At 65.0% G+C, this 14885-nt stretch carries 14 protein-coding genes; 8 read left to right on the forward strand and 6 right to left on the reverse strand.

The features are described 5' to 3' along the window. Nucleotides 1–13 precede the first annotated feature (13 nt). Nucleotides 14–1567 (forward strand): galactarate dehydratase, encoded by a 1554-nt coding sequence (gene garD, locus ABNP31_RS15065; RefSeq protein ID WP_025338828.1) that lies wholly within the window; start codon nucleotides 14–16, stop codon nucleotides 1565–1567. A gap of 186 nt (nucleotides 1568–1753) precedes the next feature. Continuing rightward, the gene (locus tag ABNP31_RS15070; RefSeq protein ID WP_085665670.1) at nucleotides 1754–3334 is read left to right on the forward strand and encodes an aldehyde dehydrogenase (NADP(+)); all 1581 of its coding nucleotides are present in this window, start codon (nucleotides 1754–1756) and stop codon (nucleotides 3332–3334) included. Between the two features lie 174 nt (nucleotides 3335–3508). On the opposite strand, the gene ABNP31_RS15075 is transcribed toward ABNP31_RS15070, so the two are convergent. Beyond that, nucleotides 3509–4258 (reverse strand): FadR/GntR family transcriptional regulator, encoded by a 750-nt coding sequence (locus tag ABNP31_RS15075; RefSeq protein WP_085665669.1) that lies wholly within the window; start codon nucleotides 4256–4258, stop codon nucleotides 3509–3511. 193 nt (nucleotides 4259–4451) lie between these two features. On the opposite strand from ABNP31_RS15075, the gene ABNP31_RS15080 reads away from it, so the two are divergent. Next, the gene (locus tag ABNP31_RS15080) at nucleotides 4452–5102 is read left to right on the forward strand and encodes a DUF998 domain-containing protein (protein WP_350012459.1); all 651 of its coding nucleotides are present in this window, start codon (nucleotides 4452–4454) and stop codon (nucleotides 5100–5102) included. Between the two features lie 74 nt (nucleotides 5103–5176). Continuing rightward, nucleotides 5177–5506 carry a hypothetical protein gene (locus ABNP31_RS15085; protein ID WP_023660807.1) on the forward strand — a complete coding sequence of 110 codons (330 nt, stop codon included), beginning with the start codon at nucleotides 5177–5179 and terminating at the stop codon, nucleotides 5504–5506. Nucleotides 5507–5642: 136 nt separating this feature from the next. Here ABNP31_RS15085 and ABNP31_RS15090 read toward each other — a convergent pair whose 3' ends face one another. Both ABNP31_RS15090 and ABNP31_RS15095 read right to left on the reverse strand, forming a co-directional pair. Beyond that, complete coding sequence (locus ABNP31_RS15090) at nucleotides 5643–6563, reverse strand: LysR family transcriptional regulator (protein WP_350012460.1); 921 nt, start codon at nucleotides 6561–6563, stop codon at nucleotides 5643–5645. 41 nt (nucleotides 6564–6604) lie between these two features. Beyond that, nucleotides 6605–7579, reverse strand: coding sequence for a quinone oxidoreductase family protein (locus tag ABNP31_RS15095; RefSeq protein ID WP_350012461.1), 975 nt, complete (start codon nucleotides 7577–7579; stop codon nucleotides 6605–6607). A 283-nt stretch (nucleotides 7580–7862) separates the two neighbouring features. On the opposite strand from ABNP31_RS15095, the gene ABNP31_RS15100 reads away from it, so the two are divergent. Further along, nucleotides 7863–8771 (forward strand): LysR family transcriptional regulator, encoded by a 909-nt coding sequence (locus ABNP31_RS15100; protein ID WP_350012462.1) that lies wholly within the window; start codon nucleotides 7863–7865, stop codon nucleotides 8769–8771. On the opposite strand, the gene ABNP31_RS15105 is transcribed toward ABNP31_RS15100, so the two are convergent. Beyond that, nucleotides 8772–9290: a DMT family transporter gene (locus tag ABNP31_RS15105; protein ID WP_025338822.1), complete on the reverse strand. Its 519-nt coding sequence runs from the start codon at nucleotides 9288–9290 to the stop codon at nucleotides 8772–8774. 205 nt (nucleotides 9291–9495) lie between these two features. On the opposite strand from ABNP31_RS15105, the gene ABNP31_RS15110 reads away from it, so the two are divergent. After that, complete coding sequence (locus ABNP31_RS15110; RefSeq protein ID WP_238066461.1) at nucleotides 9496–10260, forward strand: hypothetical protein; 765 nt, start codon at nucleotides 9496–9498, stop codon at nucleotides 10258–10260. A 4-nt stretch (nucleotides 10261–10264) separates the two neighbouring features. Here ABNP31_RS15110 and ABNP31_RS15115 read toward each other — a convergent pair whose 3' ends face one another. Further along, nucleotides 10265–10846, reverse strand: a complete 582-nt coding sequence (locus ABNP31_RS15115) for a hypothetical protein (protein WP_085617056.1) — start codon at nucleotides 10844–10846, stop codon at nucleotides 10265–10267. A 226-nt stretch (nucleotides 10847–11072) separates the two neighbouring features. On the opposite strand from ABNP31_RS15115, the gene ABNP31_RS15120 reads away from it, so the two are divergent. Both ABNP31_RS15120 and ABNP31_RS15125 read left to right on the forward strand, forming a co-directional pair. Next, on the forward strand, nucleotides 11073–13205 hold the full coding sequence (locus ABNP31_RS15120; protein WP_178080890.1) for a TonB-dependent receptor: 2133 nt from the start codon (nucleotides 11073–11075) through the stop codon (nucleotides 13203–13205). A 166-nt stretch (nucleotides 13206–13371) separates the two neighbouring features. Next, nucleotides 13372–13671 (forward strand): hypothetical protein, encoded by a 300-nt coding sequence (locus tag ABNP31_RS15125; protein WP_025338818.1) that lies wholly within the window; start codon nucleotides 13372–13374, stop codon nucleotides 13669–13671. Between the two features lie 17 nt (nucleotides 13672–13688). Here ABNP31_RS15125 and ABNP31_RS15130 read toward each other — a convergent pair whose 3' ends face one another. Beyond that, a complete protein-coding gene (locus ABNP31_RS15130; protein WP_350012463.1) occupies nucleotides 13689–14501 on the reverse strand; it encodes a class I SAM-dependent methyltransferase in 813 nt (270 codons plus the stop codon). Between the last annotated feature and the right edge of the window lie 384 nt (nucleotides 14502–14885).

Below are 14885 nucleotides of genomic sequence, written 5' to 3' on the forward strand. Positions count from 1 at the left end.
GTAGGGCCCGAACATGCAGTTGATCGAACATTCCGACTCGCCCCGCTACGTCCGCCTGCACGACGACGACAATGTCGTGGTGGTGGTCAATGATGGCGGCCTGGGCGAAGGCGCCCGCTTCGCCGACGGCCTGACCCTGGTCGAGGGCGTGCCACAGAGCCACAAGGTGGCCACCGTGGCCATCGCCAAGGGCGAGCCGGTGCGCCGCTACGGGCAGATCATAGGCTACGCGCTGGAAGACCTGCGCCAGGGCAGCTGGGTGCAGGAGAGCCAGCTGGCCATGCCGGCCGCGCCGGAGCTGGACAGCCTGCCACGCTGCGACGCCGTCCCGCAGCCGCTGCCGCCGCTCGAAGGCTTCACCTTCGAAGGCTACCGCAACGCCGACGGCACCGTCGGTACCCGCAACATCCTCGGCATCACCACCACCGTGCAATGCGTGGCCGGCGTGCTGGAGCATGCGGTAAAGCGCATTCGCAGCGAGTTGCTGCCCAAGTACCCCAATGTCGATGACGTGGTGGCCATCACCCACAGCTATGGCTGCGGCGTGGCGATCAACGCGCGCGATGCCTACATCCCGATCCGCACGGTGCGCAACCTGGCGCGCAACCCCAACCTGGGCGGTGAGGCTCTGGTCATCAGCCTGGGCTGCGAAAAGCTGCAGGCCGGCCAGGTGATGCACGACAACGACCCGTCGGTGGACCTCAGCGACCCATGGCTGTACCGCCTGCAGGACGCCAGCCTGGGCTTTGTGGAAATGATCGAACAGATCATGGAACTGGCCGAAACCCGTCTGAAGAAACTCGACCAGCGCCGCCGCGAAAGCGTGCCGGCCAGCGAACTGATCCTGGGTATGCAGTGCGGGGGCAGCGATGCCTTCTCGGGTATCACCGCCAACCCGGCGCTGGGCTACGCCGCCGACCTGCTGGTACGCGCTGGCGCCACCGTGCTGTTCTCGGAAGTGACCGAAGTGCGCGACGCCATCTACATGCTCACCTCGCGGGCGGAAAACCAGGAGGTCGCAGACGCCCTGGTGCGCGAAATGGACTGGTACGACCGCTACCTGCAGCAAGGCGCCGCCGACCGCAGCGCCAACACCACGCCGGGCAACAAGAAAGGCGGCTTGTCGAATATCGTCGAGAAGTCCCTGGGGTCAATCGTCAAGTCCGGCAGCGGCGCCATTCAGGGCGTGCTCGGCCCGGGCGAGCGGGTCAACCGCAAAGGCCTGATCTTCTGCGCCACCCCGGCCAGCGACTTTGTCTGCGGCACCCTGCAACTGGCTGCCGGCATGAACCTGCATGTGTTCACCACCGGCCGCGGCACCCCGTACGGCCTGGCCATGGCGCCAGTGGTCAAGGTATGCACCCGCAGCGAGCTGGCCCAGCGCTGGCCCGACCTGATCGACATCGACGCCGGGCGCATCGCCAGCGGCCGCTCGACCATCGAGGAGCTGGGCTGGGAGCTGTTCCACTACTACCTGGACGTGGCCAGCGGCCGCAAGCAGACCTGGGCCGAACAGCATCGCCTGCACAACGACATCACCCTGTTCAACCCGGCACCGATTACCTGATGCCAAGGGCTTGCCCGACTCAATATTGCAACGCGGTCCCTGTGGGAGCGGGTTCACCCGCGAATACCGGCAAAGCCGGTGCCATACACCGAGTTGCCTGCTTCGCGGGTGAACCCGCTCCCACAGGGTCCGAGCAAACGCCTCAAGCACGGTCTCTTCCTTCACTACTCTCTACAGGAGCATCCCATGCCTGAAATCCTCGGCCACAACTTCATCGCCGGCCAGCGCAGCGCCGCTGGCCCGCAGCGCCTGCAGAGCCTGGACGCCAGCACCGGCGAGGCCCTGCCCTACAGCTTCGCCCAGGCCACCGAAAGTGAAGTGGACCAGGCCGCCAAGGCCGCGGCCGCCGCTTTCGCCGAATTCCGCCAGCTGACCCCGGCGCGGCGCGCCGAGTTCCTCGACGCCATCGCGGCCGAACTGGACGAACTGGACGACGCCTTCGTCGCGATCGTCTGCCGTGAAACCGCCCTGCCCCCCGCCCGTATCCAGGGCGAACGCGGCCGCACCAGCGGCCAGATGCGCCTGTTCGCCCAGGTGCTGCGCCGTGGTGACTTCCTCGGTGCGCGCATCGACCTGGCCCTGCCCGAGCGCCAGCCCCTGCCACGCGTGGACCTGCGCCAGATGCGCATCGGCGTCGGCCCGGTCGCCGTGTTTGGCGCCAGCAACTTCCCGCTGGCCTTCTCCACCGCCGGTGGCGATACCGCCGCGGCCCTGGCCGCCGGTTGCCCGGTTGTGTTCAAGGCCCACAGCGGCCACATGGCCACCGCCGACCTGGTCGGCTGTGCCATCCAGCGCGCCTCCGAGCGCACCGGCATGCCCAAGGGCGTGTTCAACATGGTGTTCGGTGGCGGCGTCGGCGAGTGGCTGGTCAAGCACCCGGCTATCCAGGCCGTCGGCTTCACCGGCTCGCTGAAAGGCGGTGACGCCCTGTGCCGCATGGCCGCCGAGCGCCCGCAGCCGATCCCGGTGTTCGCCGAGATGTCCAGCATCAACCCGGTCATCATCCTGCCGGGCGCCCTGGCCAAGCGTGGCGAAGCCATCGCCCGAGAACTGGCCGGTTCGGTGTGCCTGGGCGCAGGCCAGTTCTGCACCAACCCGGGCCTGGTGATCGGCCTGCAATCGCCGCAGTACAGCCAACTGCTGGCAGAGCTTGGCCAGCACCTGAGCCAGCAGGCCGGCCAGACCATGCTCAACGCCGGTGGCCTGCGCAGCTACGTCGGTGGCCTGGAGCACCTGCACGCCCATGCCGGTATCGAGCACCTGGCCGGCCAGGCGCAGGCAGGCAGCCAGGCGCGCGCCCAGCTGTTCAAGGCTGATGCCCGCCTGCTGGTGGAATCTGACCCGCTGCTGCAGGAAGAAGTGTTCGGCCCGACCACCGTTGCCGTGGAAGTGCAGGACAACGACCAGTTGCGCGCCGCCCTGCTCGGCCTGCGTGGCCAGCTGACCGCGACCCTGATCGGCGAGCCGGAAGACCTGCAGGCCTTCGCCTGGCTGGTGCCGCTACTGGAGGAGAAAGTCGGGCGGATCCTGGTCAATGGCTACCCGACCGGTGTCGAGGTGTGTGATGCGATGGTGCACGGCGGGCCTTACCCGGCCACGTCGGATGCGCGCGGCACGTCGGTCGGCACCCTGGCCATCGACCGCTTCCTGCGCCCGGTGTGCTACCAGAACTACCCGCAGGCGCTGTTGCCTGAGGCACTGCGCGACGGCAACCCGCTTGGGCTGCGCCGGCTGGTGAATGGCCAGTGGAGTGAGGGAGCAATCTGACTGATTGCCTGAAACAGGAAAGCCCCGTGCATGGCGGGGCTTTTCTTTTGGCTGTACCGGCCTCTTCGCGGGTAAACCCGCTCCTACAGGGACCGCGCCGTACTTACAGGTAATGGATAACCTTGTGGGAGCGGGTTTACCCGCGAAGAGGCCAGGTCAGGCAACAGAGAAGCCTCAGACCCCCTGCGCCTCGGCCTCTTCATGCGCCTGCCGCAAGCGCTCGCGGCTGTTGCTCAGGTGCATGCGCATGGCCATCTTCGCCCCTTCGCTATCACGCCGGGCGATGGCTTCGTAGATCGCCTCGTGCTCGTGCATCAGCCGGCTCATGTAGTGCGCCTGGTCATCGTGGGCCAGCCGCGCCGAATTCAACCGGGTACGCGGAATGATGCTGGTGCCCAGGTGGTTGATGATGTCGGCGAAGTAGTGGTTGCCGCTGGCCTGGGCAATGCGCAGGTGGAACTGGAAATCCGCCGACACCGCATCCGTGGCGTGGGCAGCCCCTTCGTTGAGTTCGTCCAGCGCCGCACGCATGCCGGTCAGCTCTTCATCGCTGCGCCGCTGCGCCGCCAGGCCCGCTGATTCGATCTCCAGGGCAATGCGCAATTCCAGCACCGCCAACACTTCGCGCAGGGTGACCACGGTCGCCGGGTCGATACGGAAACCACCCGTGGCTGGCGCGTCCAGCACGAAGGTGCCAATGCCGTGGCGGGTCTCGACCTGCCCGGCGGCCTGCAGCCGCGAGATCGCTTCACGCACCACCGTGCGGCTGACACCCTCTTCGACCATGATCTGCGATTCGGTCGGCAGCTTGTCGCCGCGCTTGAGCTGGCCGCTGCGAATGCGCTCGGTCAGCACCGTGACCAGTTCCTGGGCCAGACTGCGCGGCTTGCGCCGGGTCTTTGCCTGTACCTGCTGCTCTGTCATTGCCCTGTATTTCACCTTGAAAGACAGCGCTCATCATAGCGCAAGCAGTTGTACGATCACATACACGCAGTGCGGTATTTCTCGTCGTTCGCAGGCGCGGCAGCCCTGAACGAAACACTGGAAATGCTGGCCCCTCGCAGGTGCGAGGCTGTACTGTGCGGTTTCACGCTCATCCATGGAAGGAAAACACAGCATGAAACCCCTCGACCGCCTGTTGCTCGCCAGCGGCCTGTTGATCCCCCTCTGGCTGCTGGCAGGTGTATGGTTCACCGCCCTGGCCTACCCCGGCTACGACCACCTGCAACAGGCCATGAGCCAGCTCGGCGCGGTCGGTTCGCCGACCCAGAACTGGTCGTCGCTGGTCAACAACTTCCCCCTTGCCATCCTGTTCACCCTGTTTGCCTGGGGCCTGGCGCGGCGCTGGCGTGGCTCGAAGCTGGCATTGCTGAGTGCGGCGCTGGTGCTGTTGCATGGCGTGGGCAGCCTGGGTACCGGGTGGTTTCCCTGCGACCAAGGTTGCGTTCCGGTGCAGCCTTCCCGTTCGCAGCAGCTACACAACCTGTCCGGCTTGCTGATGTTCCTTTCGCTGACCCTTGCTAGCGCGCTGTGGGCCTGGTTGGGCAATCGCATTGCCGGCTCCAGGGCACTGGGGCTGTTTTCCCTGGCCTGCGTGGTATTGGCGATCGTGACCATCGCGCTCATGGGCAAGGCAGCGCAAAGCGGCCAGTGGTTCGGCCTGTACCAGCGACTGAACTACGGCGTATCAGTAATCTGGGTCGCCAGCCTGGCCTGGACCAGCCTACGCCCCTCCCGCGCCAGCCCGTTGCGGATGGCAACAACCTGACGGCAATTTGCTGGCCCCCGGTAGCAGCTTGTGAAGGCAAACTTCGTTTTCCTTCAGATGCTTAGGACAGCAACATGCGAGTACTTCTAGCAACGATGGCCGGCTGCCTGCTGGCCACGCTCGCTTTCGGCGCCCAGGCACGGGCGCTGAGCCAGAACGATCGCCACACTTGCGGCTGGGGCGCGCAGATAGCCGCCGAGGCGCAGCAGGCCAAGCTTTCCGGGGTAACCCTGTATGCCACGCGCAAGAAGCTGCAGGCGCGCAAATTCCCCAAACCGTGGATGCGCATGACCGCCTTCGGCATTACCGAACAAACCTACAACAGCCGCTCGCGGCTCAAGCCTGCAGCGATCAAGCAGACCTATTACGAGCAATGCGTGCAGCATGCTGTAGCGCGGCGATAACGATTGCCCGCGTACCCTGTGGGAGCGGCTTTAGCCGCGAAGAATCCAACGCGGTGCATGGCACCGGCTACGCCGGTGTTCGCGGCTAAAGCCGCTCCCACAGGGTCTCTGCTAATTCAATTAGTTATGTGCAATTCTATAGCCGCCATGGTGCGCCGGCCTCGAAGCGTGCTTCCAGCCACGCCTTGAAAGCCACCAGGGCGGCAGTGTTGAGACGCGCGGTCGGCCTTACCAGGTAAATGCCTGCCGCCACATCCAGCTGCCATTGCGGCAGCACCCGCACCAAGCGCCCGGCGGCAAGGTCCTCGCCCATCAGCCAGTCCCCTCCCGCCAGGATGCCAACGCCACGCCGCGCCGCCTCCAGCAGGGCTTCGTTGTCGTTGCTGCGCAGGCTGCCGGCAACCTTGACACTCACCTGTCGCCCACCACTCATCAGTCGCCATTCAGGAAAGCTTCGCAAGCCACTGAAACCCAAGCAATTGTGCCCAGCAAGATCCTCCGGTTGCCCAGGTGCGCCATGCCGGGCCAGGTACTCGGGCGACGCACAGAGGATGCGCAGGTGATCACAAAGCTTCCTGGCCACCAGGCGGTTGTCAGCCAGCTCGCCAATGCGGATGGCGGCGTCGAAACCCTCGCCGATCAGATCGACGAAACGATCGGCATACTCGGCCTCCACCATCACCTGCGGGTAGGCCAGCACGAAATCGGCCAGCATCCCGCTCAACCAGCGCCGGCCCATGGCTGCCGGCAATGCCAGGCGCAGGCGTCCACGTACTGTCGCCGCCCCTTCGGCCGCTTCCTGTTCGGCCTCGGCGATCAGCCGGTTGGCCTCGCGCACCTTGGCCACCAGCCGCTCGCCTTCATCGGTAAAGCGCAGTTGCCGCGTGCTGCGCTCCACCAGGCGAATGCCGAGGCGTACCTCCAGTGCACTCAGGCGCTTCGACAGCACCGTGGGGTGGCGCTCCAGCTGCCGCCCGGCAGCGGCAAACGAGCCCTGCTCGTGCAGCGCCAGCAAGGTGGCAAGTTCATCGGCGCGGCGGCTGTCGAAGGCATCCATGGCAAGGCTCGGCACAAGGCAGTAGGGGTGGAAGTCGGGTATCAGGCAGTAAGGACCAGCGCGCCCTCCGACTGCCCTTGCTCCAGGTCCCCGTGGGCCCTGGCCGCGTCGGGCAGCGGGTAGGCACGCCAGACCCGAGGCTGGATGATACCCTCGGCGACCGCCGCCAGCACATCGGCGGCGCGCTGCTGGTACTCGTCGACCGTGCGGGTGTGTGCTGCCAGCGATGGCCGGGTCAGGTACAGCGAGCCCTTGGCGTTGAGCGTGGCAACCTCGATGGCCGCCGGCGCGCCGGAGGTGCCGCCGAACGACACCAGCAAGCCACGCACCCGCAGGCTGTCCAGCGAGGCTTGCAGCGACACCTTGCCGACACAGTCATAGGCCACGTCCACGCCCTGGCCCTGGGTCAGCTCGCGGACCTGGCCGGCCAAGGTTGCCGCGTCGAACACCAGCACATGGTGGCAACCCGCTGCCTGCGCCCTTGCCACACTCTGCGGGCGTGATACCACGCCGATCACCGTCGCCCCAAGGTGCCGCGCCCAGGGCGCCATCAGCTGGCCCAAGGCACCGGCGGCACCGTACAACAGCACCTGGCTACCCGGGCCCACGGCATAAGTGGTCTTCAGCAAGTACTGCGCCGTGATGCCCTTGAACAGCACGGCGGCAGCGGCCTGGTCATCCAGCTGCGGTGGCAGCTTGACCAGGCGCTCGGCCGGGTACAGGCGGCCGCTGGCGTAACCGCCAACCGGGCCCATGGCATAGGCGACCCGGTCGCCCACCTGCACGTCATGTACCCCTTCGCCGATGGCAGCGACCCGCCCAGCCCCTTCCAGCCCAAGCCCGGAAGGCAAGTCCAGTGGGGCACCGCCCTTGCGCTGCAACAGGTCGAGCGGGTTGACACCCATGGCCGTCTGTTCCAGCCAGACCTGGCCGGGCCCTGGGGCTTGTGCTTGCAAGTGTTCAAGCTGCATGACATCGGCAGTGCCGGTGCTGTTGAGAACGATGCGGGTAGCCATGATCGAATCCTGTTGGATGGGTGTTCGAGTCAGGCTAATCAGGCGAGGAAAGTTGAACAATCAGGCGGGATGCAGATGATTTCTGCACCCCTTGCAGCAATTCGCTCAGTGCCTCAGCACCCGGTGAGTGCTACAGGCCGACGCTCGCCGGCAAAGTGTCGCGATGGGCCGCAACGCGGCCCCGACAATGTCAGCCATGATGCCGAAATCCTGGGGCCTCGACAGCCCTGGGCATTTGTTAAGCTGATCAAAACTGCCAGACACAACCAAGACCATTCGCACCATGGATGAACTACGCAAGATCGACCTCAACCTGCTGCTCGCCCTGCACGCCCTGCTGAGCGAAAAGCACGTGACCCGCGCCGCCCTGCGCCTGCACCGCAGCCAACCGGCGGTAAGCCACGCCCTGGCGCAGTTGCGCAAGCACTTCGACGACCCCTTGCTGGTGCGCCAGAACGGCCGCATGGCCTTGACCGCCCGCGCCCAATCGCTGGCCAAACCGCTGCACGACGCCTTGGGCAACCTCAACGGCCTGCTTGCCGCCCCACAGTTCGAACCGGCCAAGGCCCAGCGTCGCTTCAGGCTCTCGCTGTCCGACTATTCCTCGCGGATCATCCTGCCACCCCTGCTGCGCCACCTGCGCCATGTCGCGCCCGGGGTGGACCTGGCCATCAGCCAGGCCAGCCGCGAAACCATGCTGGCCCAGTTGCTCGATGGTGAACTGGACCTGGCCCTGGGCATCTTCCCGGACCTGCCCCAGGCCATCACCGCGCAGCCGCTGTTCACCGACAGCTTCATCAGCGTTGCCGACCGCCAAGTGCTGCCGGCCAGCGGCGGCCTGGCCCTGGCCGACTGGCTGGCCCGCCCGCATGTGCTGATGGCCATGCACCCGGATGCCTTCGATGAAATCGAACGCGCCCTGGCCGCGCAAGGCCTGCGCCGGCGGATTGCCCTGGCCTTGCCGCACTGGAGTGCGGCGGTCGAGGTGCTGGCCGGCACCGACCTGATCCTGACCGTGGCCAGCCGCGCGGTGGGCTCGCTGCACCAGCAAAGGACATTGCGCCAGTTCGAGCCGCCACTGGCGATTCCTTCGTTCGATTACCAGCAAGCCTGGCATAGCCGCAAGGACAACGACCCCGGGCATCGCTGGCTGCGGGAAACCGTGTGGGCGTGCAGCCAGCCGGGGCGCTGATCAGCCTTCCGGCTGTTTCACCACGGCAGTGGCACTGGCCGGCGTGCCTGCTGCCCAGGTGCCCTGCACCAGCAGCACGCCGCAGAGGATCAGCACCACACCCGCCAACCTGGCCAGGTTGAGCGGCTTGCCCCCCAACCCCATCACCCCGAAGTGGTCTGCGACCACCGCCGTGATGATCTGCCCCGCCACCACCAGCACCAGGAAACCCGCTGCGCCCAGCCTGGGGGTGAGCGCCGCGGCACCGGCCACGTACAACGCCCCGAGCACACCGCCAACCCACAGCCACCAGGGCCCCTGCAAGGCCTTGCCCATGTCCGGCGCCGGCACTCTGAGGATCAGCAGCGCGGCGATCACTACCAGCGAACTTACCGTCAATGACGTGAACGCACCCCACAACCAGTGCCCCAGCGCCCGGCCGACGGCGGCATTACCCGCAGCCTGGAACGGCAGCACGGCACCAGCAAGCAACGCCAGGGCAAAGGGAAGCACCAGAAGGCACAAGGTCTTGCTGAACATGGCAGTCCTCATTTCGTGACAGATGTTCAGGCGATGATCGGAAAATTCCCTTTATCCATGGAAATCGAAAGTGTGCACGCATGCTATTCGCCACATGGATACCAGCCAATTGGGCTAGGATGCTGCGCAGCCTCGGCGCCCGCAGCCTGAGCCGGCGGGTTCACGGCTGAGGCCAGACCAAACCGTATGTGATGGAGCACATTCGATGACAGATGAACGTACAACCCTGATCGACCATGGGCAGTTGCCCACCCGCAACCTGGCCGAATGCCTGGCGGTGGATCAAAGGACCTTGGTCAGTGCTCTGGCAGGCCAGTTGCCCGACACGCTGATCGAACAGCTGGCTACCTGCGCCGAAGAAACATGCTCGCAGGGCCTGTCAAAAAAAATCACGGGGATCGGCCTTGCCCTTGGGCAGTGGCTGGAACCCGTACCTGCACCCCAGCGCCAGCAGGTGTTGGAGCAGTGCAGCGCACACAGCTCCGATACGGTGCGCAGCTGGGCGGCCTTCGCCCAGGCGCACCTGTCGCGCACGCTCGATCTCGAAGCCGCATTGCTGGCCCAGCTGCGTTTTGCTCGCGATGAACATTTTGGTGTGCGCGAATGGGCCTGGATAGCCCTGCGCCCGCGCCTGGCTCAAGCGCTGGATGATGCCCTGGCCCTGCTTGCCCGGCATGCCGGCGACAGCAACCCACTGGTACGACGCTTCTGTATCGAGGTGCTGCGCCCACGTGGCGTCTGGTGCGAGCACATCGCCGCACTCAAGCAAGCGCCCGAAGTGGCCGAGCCACTGTTGGTGCCGCGCCTGGCCGAAGCAGACAAGTATGCCCAGGACTCGGTTGCCAATTGGCTCAACGATGCCAGCAAGACTCGGCCCGATTGGGTGATGCAGCTGTTCGAACGACATCCGCCGTCATGCAAGGCATCACGGCGGATCCATGCGCGGGCAACCCGTAGCCTGCCCCAATGAATGGTCAGCGCGAGGTTTCGACGCGCAGCACTTCGGTGTAGATCGCGTCGACCGTCTGGCCGACCTTGAGGTTCTTCATGCGTGCCTGCAGATCAGGGTTCTCGACCTTGACCACCTGCAGCTTGCCCTCCGGCGGCAACAGGCTCACCTCATGCTTCTTGAGGTCGATCTTCTTGATCTGCGAGGTCACCTTGACCTGGCGGAACGCCTCGCCGCCCGGGTTGGGGTTGTCCGCCGTGGCGCGAATGGTACCGGACTCTTCAGTCGCCTTCGGTGCACCGCCCACTTCGGGATTGAGCACATAGGCCACAGCACGGGTCACGTAGATGTCGACCTGGTCCCCCACCTTGAGGTTGGGCAGCGCCTTGGCCTTTTCCGTGAGCTGGAAGGTCACATCCTTCTTGTCGTCGGGGCCTTTCACCGTGACCTGGCGGCTGGCCAGGTCGATGGCCGTGACCTGCGTGGTGACGTGGCTTTCCAGCGCCTCGCTACCAATGGGAATACCGGCAGCCTGCACCGTGAAGCTGGCGGCGGACGCCAGGGTGGCAAGGGCAACAGCACGAGCGAGAGAGCGAATTGGATTCATAGGCCTGCTTCCATGTGATCAAGACCGGATGGGGGCGTGAAATGCTCACGCGCCAACAAGCATAGCCCTTGCCTGGCACATTGCCGGCCCTCCCCCTTGCGACGCGTTTTGTCGTTTTTTCGCCACCTGCGCCATTGCAATAGCAAATGCGAACTCTTTACACTTGCTTTACATTTACAAATCATTACTATTCGTGACCTCCAAATACAACAAAGAGTCACCTGTAATGGCAAAAAAGTCTGTTGCCCCGGCATCCATTTCCATGCTGGGCCTGCTGGTTGTGCCTGCTGTTCACGCGGCTGTCCAACCTGAATCGCAGGGTTCCCTCGCCTTGCCCGCCACTGCCGTCACCAGCGCCTACGAGCAGCAAAGCTACAAGGCCAGCGAAAGCCGCAGCGCCATGAAGATCGACGCCCCGCTGCGCGACATCCCGCAAACCGTCAACGTCGTGCCCGAAAGCGTGATCAAGGACCAGGGTGCGCAGTCCATGGAAGACGTGCTGAAGAACGTGCCCGGCGTCGGCCTGTCCAACGGCGACGGCCAGCGTGACCAGGTGACCATTCGCGGCTTCAGCGCCATTGGCGACATGTACATCGACGGCGTGCGCGACGACGCCCTGTACTTCCGTGACCTGTCCAACATCGAGCGGGTCGAGGTGATCAAGGGCCCTGCCGCCGTGCTGTATGGCCGTGGCTCTTCGGGCGGCCTGATCAACAGCATCAGCAAGAAGCCGAGCTTCACGCCCAAGCGCGAAGTCGGCATGAGCTTCGACAGCGAAGGCAAGCGCCGCACCCAGTTCGACACCGGCTGGGCCGACCCGCAAAGCAACCAGGCCTACCGCGTGACCGGCGCCTTCGAAGACAGCGACACCTTCCGCGACGATGGCTACATCGACCGCAAGGCCATCGCGCCGTCGGCCTACTTCCGCCTCTCCGACGACCTGGAACTGAACCTGGGCGCCACCTACCTGTACGACAAGCGCCTGATCGACTTCGGCATCCCGGCGCTGGGCAACCGCCCGGTAGATGTGGACCGCGACAAACGCTTCGGCTCCGGCGATGCCGACCAGGACTACGCCCGCAGCGAAGTGTTCTCGCTGACTGCCAGCCTGGACTACCGCATCAACGACGACTTCACCCTGACCAACACCAGCCGGTACTACCGCTACGACCTGGACCGCAACAACACCTTGGCCGACAGCAGCCCGACGCGCTTCGTCACCGCGCCTGACGGCGAACTGCTGGTCAAGCTCAACCGTGGCAACGTCGCCCGCGACGAGTACGGCATGTTCAACCAGACCGAACTCAAGCAGCAGGCGCAGCTTGCCGGCATGCAGCACAACCTGCTGTATGGCGTGGAAGTGGGCTTCCAGGACAAGCACCAGCGGGTGTTGAGCCAGAACAACGTGGCCCAGGTGCCGGTGTATCGCGACGCCCTGGTGCCGGTGCCGGAGCACGCCGCCAACCTGTCGTCCAAGGGCACCAACTTCCAGCAGACCACCGGCCTGTACGTGCAGGACATGATCGAGCTGAACGAGCACTGGAAGGCCCTGGTCGGCGTGCGTTATGACATCTTTGGCCAGGAGTACGACGACGACCGCGCGCAGAACGTAGACCTCGACCGTACCGACAAGACCTGGAGCCCACGTGCCGGCCTGGTCTACCAGCCGGATAACATCCAGTCCTACTATGTGTCGGTCAGCCGCAGCTACCAGCCTTCGGGCGAAGTGTTCGCGGTCAGCCCGACCAACCAGCACCTGGAGCCGGAAGAAACCACCAACTACGAAATCGGCGCCAAGTGGGACCTGCTCGACAGCCGCCTGTCGCTGACCGCAGCGGTATTCCGCCTCGAGCGCACCAACATGAAGACCGCCGACCCGGCCAACCCCAACCTGACCGTGCTGGCCGGCGAGCAGCGTACCGACGGCTTCGAAGCCACCGTCAGCGGGCAACTCACGGACAAGTGGCAGATCTACGCCGGCTACGCCTACCTGGATGCCGAGATCACCAAGTCCAACAGCAAGACCAACGGCGTTGCCAACGAAGGCCAGACCCCTACCCTGACGCCGCGCAACAGCGCCAACGTCTGGCTGGTGCGCACCCTGACCCCGGAATGGCGCGTGGCCGCCGGCGCCAACTACGTCGACGAGCGCTACACCGCACTCGACAACGTGGTGGTGATGCCGGGCTACACCACCTTCGACGCTGCGCTGCTGTACAGCGTGCCGCAGTGGGACGCAGCACTGCGCCTGAAGAACGTGTTCGACCGTGACTACTATGCCTCCGCGCACGGTTCGGTGGACCTGATCACCCCGGGTGCACCGCGTACGCTGGAAGCCAGCTTCAACTACCGCTTCTGATCGTTGCCCCAGGCGCAAGGCCTTGCCATGGTGCAAGGCCTTGCGCTGCATCTGGTGCAACGCAAGCGTTCACCGCTTCGCTTGAATGCAATATCCTGTGCAGAGTATGGCACCGGCCTTGCCGGTGTTCGCGGCGGGGAGTCCTGCGCCTCGGTAAGGAGAGCATATGAGCAGTAAACCGATTCGCCCCTACACGTCCTGGGCGCTGACCACCCTGCTCGCCTTCAGCCTGGCACTCACCGCCGGCTGCTCCAGCAAAGCCAGCAAGGCCAGGTACGCGACGCCCGCAACGGGCTCCAACTGTTTCGCCAAAGCTGTGCCCACCACCGGCGAAGGCGGCCTCGCGTGGGGCAATACGCTGAGCATTGCCCGGCAGAAATCGCTGAACAACTGCGTGCGTTATGCAAGCCGGTCAGGGGGCACACCGAAGACTTGCCAGGTGGTGATGGCCAAGTGCAAGAACTGAGCGCTTGGCCCGTGGGCTCAACCTCGAATGATCACCACTTCAAGGTACTCACTCGGCACCACCAACGACGACGCGCCGCCCACATTGCTTTCATTCAGCAATTGCGCCAGATCCCGCTCCAGCGCCCCGGCAGCTTCCGGCTCCAGCGAGGCAAACGCTTTGTGCACCGGCCCGTACCAGGTGCGGAACACCTCGATGAAATGCGCCGCCGAGCGATAGCGGAAGTTGAAGTGCTGGCGGCTGACCTTCAATTCGCCCAGCGCCCCCTCGAACATCACGCGCAACTGTTCTTCATCACCCCAGCGTGAAGGCGGCAGAGCCCCGGCTGGTGGCGGTACATGCCGCCCGAGGGTCTTGAACATCTGCCCGACGAACCCTTGCGGGGTCCAGTTGGCCAGGCCGATCCGGCCGCCGGGCCGGCACACCCGGCCCAGTTCACGCGCGGCCTGGGCCTGGTCGGGCGCGAACATCACGCCGAAGGTGGACAGCACCGCATCGAATGTTCCATCGGCAAACGGCAGCGCTTCGGCATCGGCAGTCTGGAACACCACATTGAGGTGCTCGGCCCGCGCACGTTCTTCACCGCGCTTTAGCAGCTCGGGCACATAGTCGGTGGAGGTGACACGGCAGCCGCGCCGGGCAGCAGCCAGGGTCGCATTGCCGTTGCCGGCGGCGACATCCAGCACCTGCTCGTCCCAGCGCAGGTCACAGGCTTCGGCCAGGCGCTCGCCAACCAGTTGCAGGGTGGTGCCGATTACCGCGTAGTCGCCACTGGCCCACGCGGCTTGCTGGCGGGCTTTGAGGGCATTGGTATCCAAAGGGGTGCTCATGGTCTGCGCCTTCTTGTTGTGCGCGGCCGAGGTCCTTCTGGCGGTCAACGCGCCATGGATCGAGGGGATGGGAGCAAAACGCTACGCGCCTGGCAGGCGAAGCGGCAAGACAGATTGGGGATAGCGGTTATTTGAAACCGATATATGAAGGCGATCGACGTCGTTGTAGGAGCGGCCTTGTGTCGCGATGGGCCGCAAAGCGGCCCCGGCAATATCAGCTTCAATGCCAAAACGGGGGCCGCTTTGCGGCCCATCGCGACACAAGGCCGCTCCTATGTATGGACTCGCCCACACTGTCTAGCTGCTTTTGAACATAGGAACCCGGTTGCATCTATGTATCAGGCCTGTTCGAGGAAGCTTTTTGCTTCTGGCCAACATCGTGGT

This window comes from Pseudomonas asiatica (assembly GCF_040214835.1).
GTDB classification, from domain to species: Bacteria; Pseudomonadota; Gammaproteobacteria; order Pseudomonadales; family Pseudomonadaceae; genus Aquipseudomonas; species Aquipseudomonas putida_Z.

Coding starts and splice junctions, on each gene's coding strand:
- garD (WP_025338828.1), top strand. CDS start 14: ATGCAGTTGATCGAACATTCCGACTCGCCCCGCTACGTCCGCCTGCAC.
- ABNP31_RS15070 (WP_085665670.1), top strand. CDS start 1,754: ATGCCTGAAATCCTCGGCCACAACTTCATCGCCGGCCAGCGCAGCGCC.
- ABNP31_RS15075 (WP_085665669.1), bottom strand. CDS start 4,258: ATGACAGAGCAGCAGGTACAGGCAAAGACCCGGCGCAAGCCGCGCAGT.
- ABNP31_RS15080 (WP_350012459.1), top strand. CDS start 4,452: ATGAAACCCCTCGACCGCCTGTTGCTCGCCAGCGGCCTGTTGATCCCC.
- ABNP31_RS15085 (WP_023660807.1), top strand. CDS start 5,177: ATGCGAGTACTTCTAGCAACGATGGCCGGCTGCCTGCTGGCCACGCTC.
- ABNP31_RS15090 (WP_350012460.1), bottom strand. CDS start 6,563: ATGGATGCCTTCGACAGCCGCCGCGCCGATGAACTTGCCACCTTGCTG.
- ABNP31_RS15095 (WP_350012461.1), bottom strand. CDS start 7,579: ATGGCTACCCGCATCGTTCTCAACAGCACCGGCACTGCCGATGTCATG.
- ABNP31_RS15100 (WP_350012462.1), top strand. CDS start 7,863: ATGGATGAACTACGCAAGATCGACCTCAACCTGCTGCTCGCCCTGCAC.
- ABNP31_RS15105 (WP_025338822.1), bottom strand. CDS start 9,290: ATGTTCAGCAAGACCTTGTGCCTTCTGGTGCTTCCCTTTGCCCTGGCG.
- ABNP31_RS15110 (WP_238066461.1), top strand. CDS start 9,496: ATGACAGATGAACGTACAACCCTGATCGACCATGGGCAGTTGCCCACC.
- ABNP31_RS15115 (WP_085617056.1), bottom strand. CDS start 10,846: ATGAATCCAATTCGCTCTCTCGCTCGTGCTGTTGCCCTTGCCACCCTG.
- ABNP31_RS15120 (WP_178080890.1), top strand. CDS start 11,073: ATGGCAAAAAAGTCTGTTGCCCCGGCATCCATTTCCATGCTGGGCCTG.
- ABNP31_RS15125 (WP_025338818.1), top strand. CDS start 13,372: ATGAGCAGTAAACCGATTCGCCCCTACACGTCCTGGGCGCTGACCACC.
- ABNP31_RS15130 (WP_350012463.1), bottom strand. CDS start 14,501: ATGAGCACCCCTTTGGATACCAATGCCCTCAAAGCCCGCCAGCAAGCC.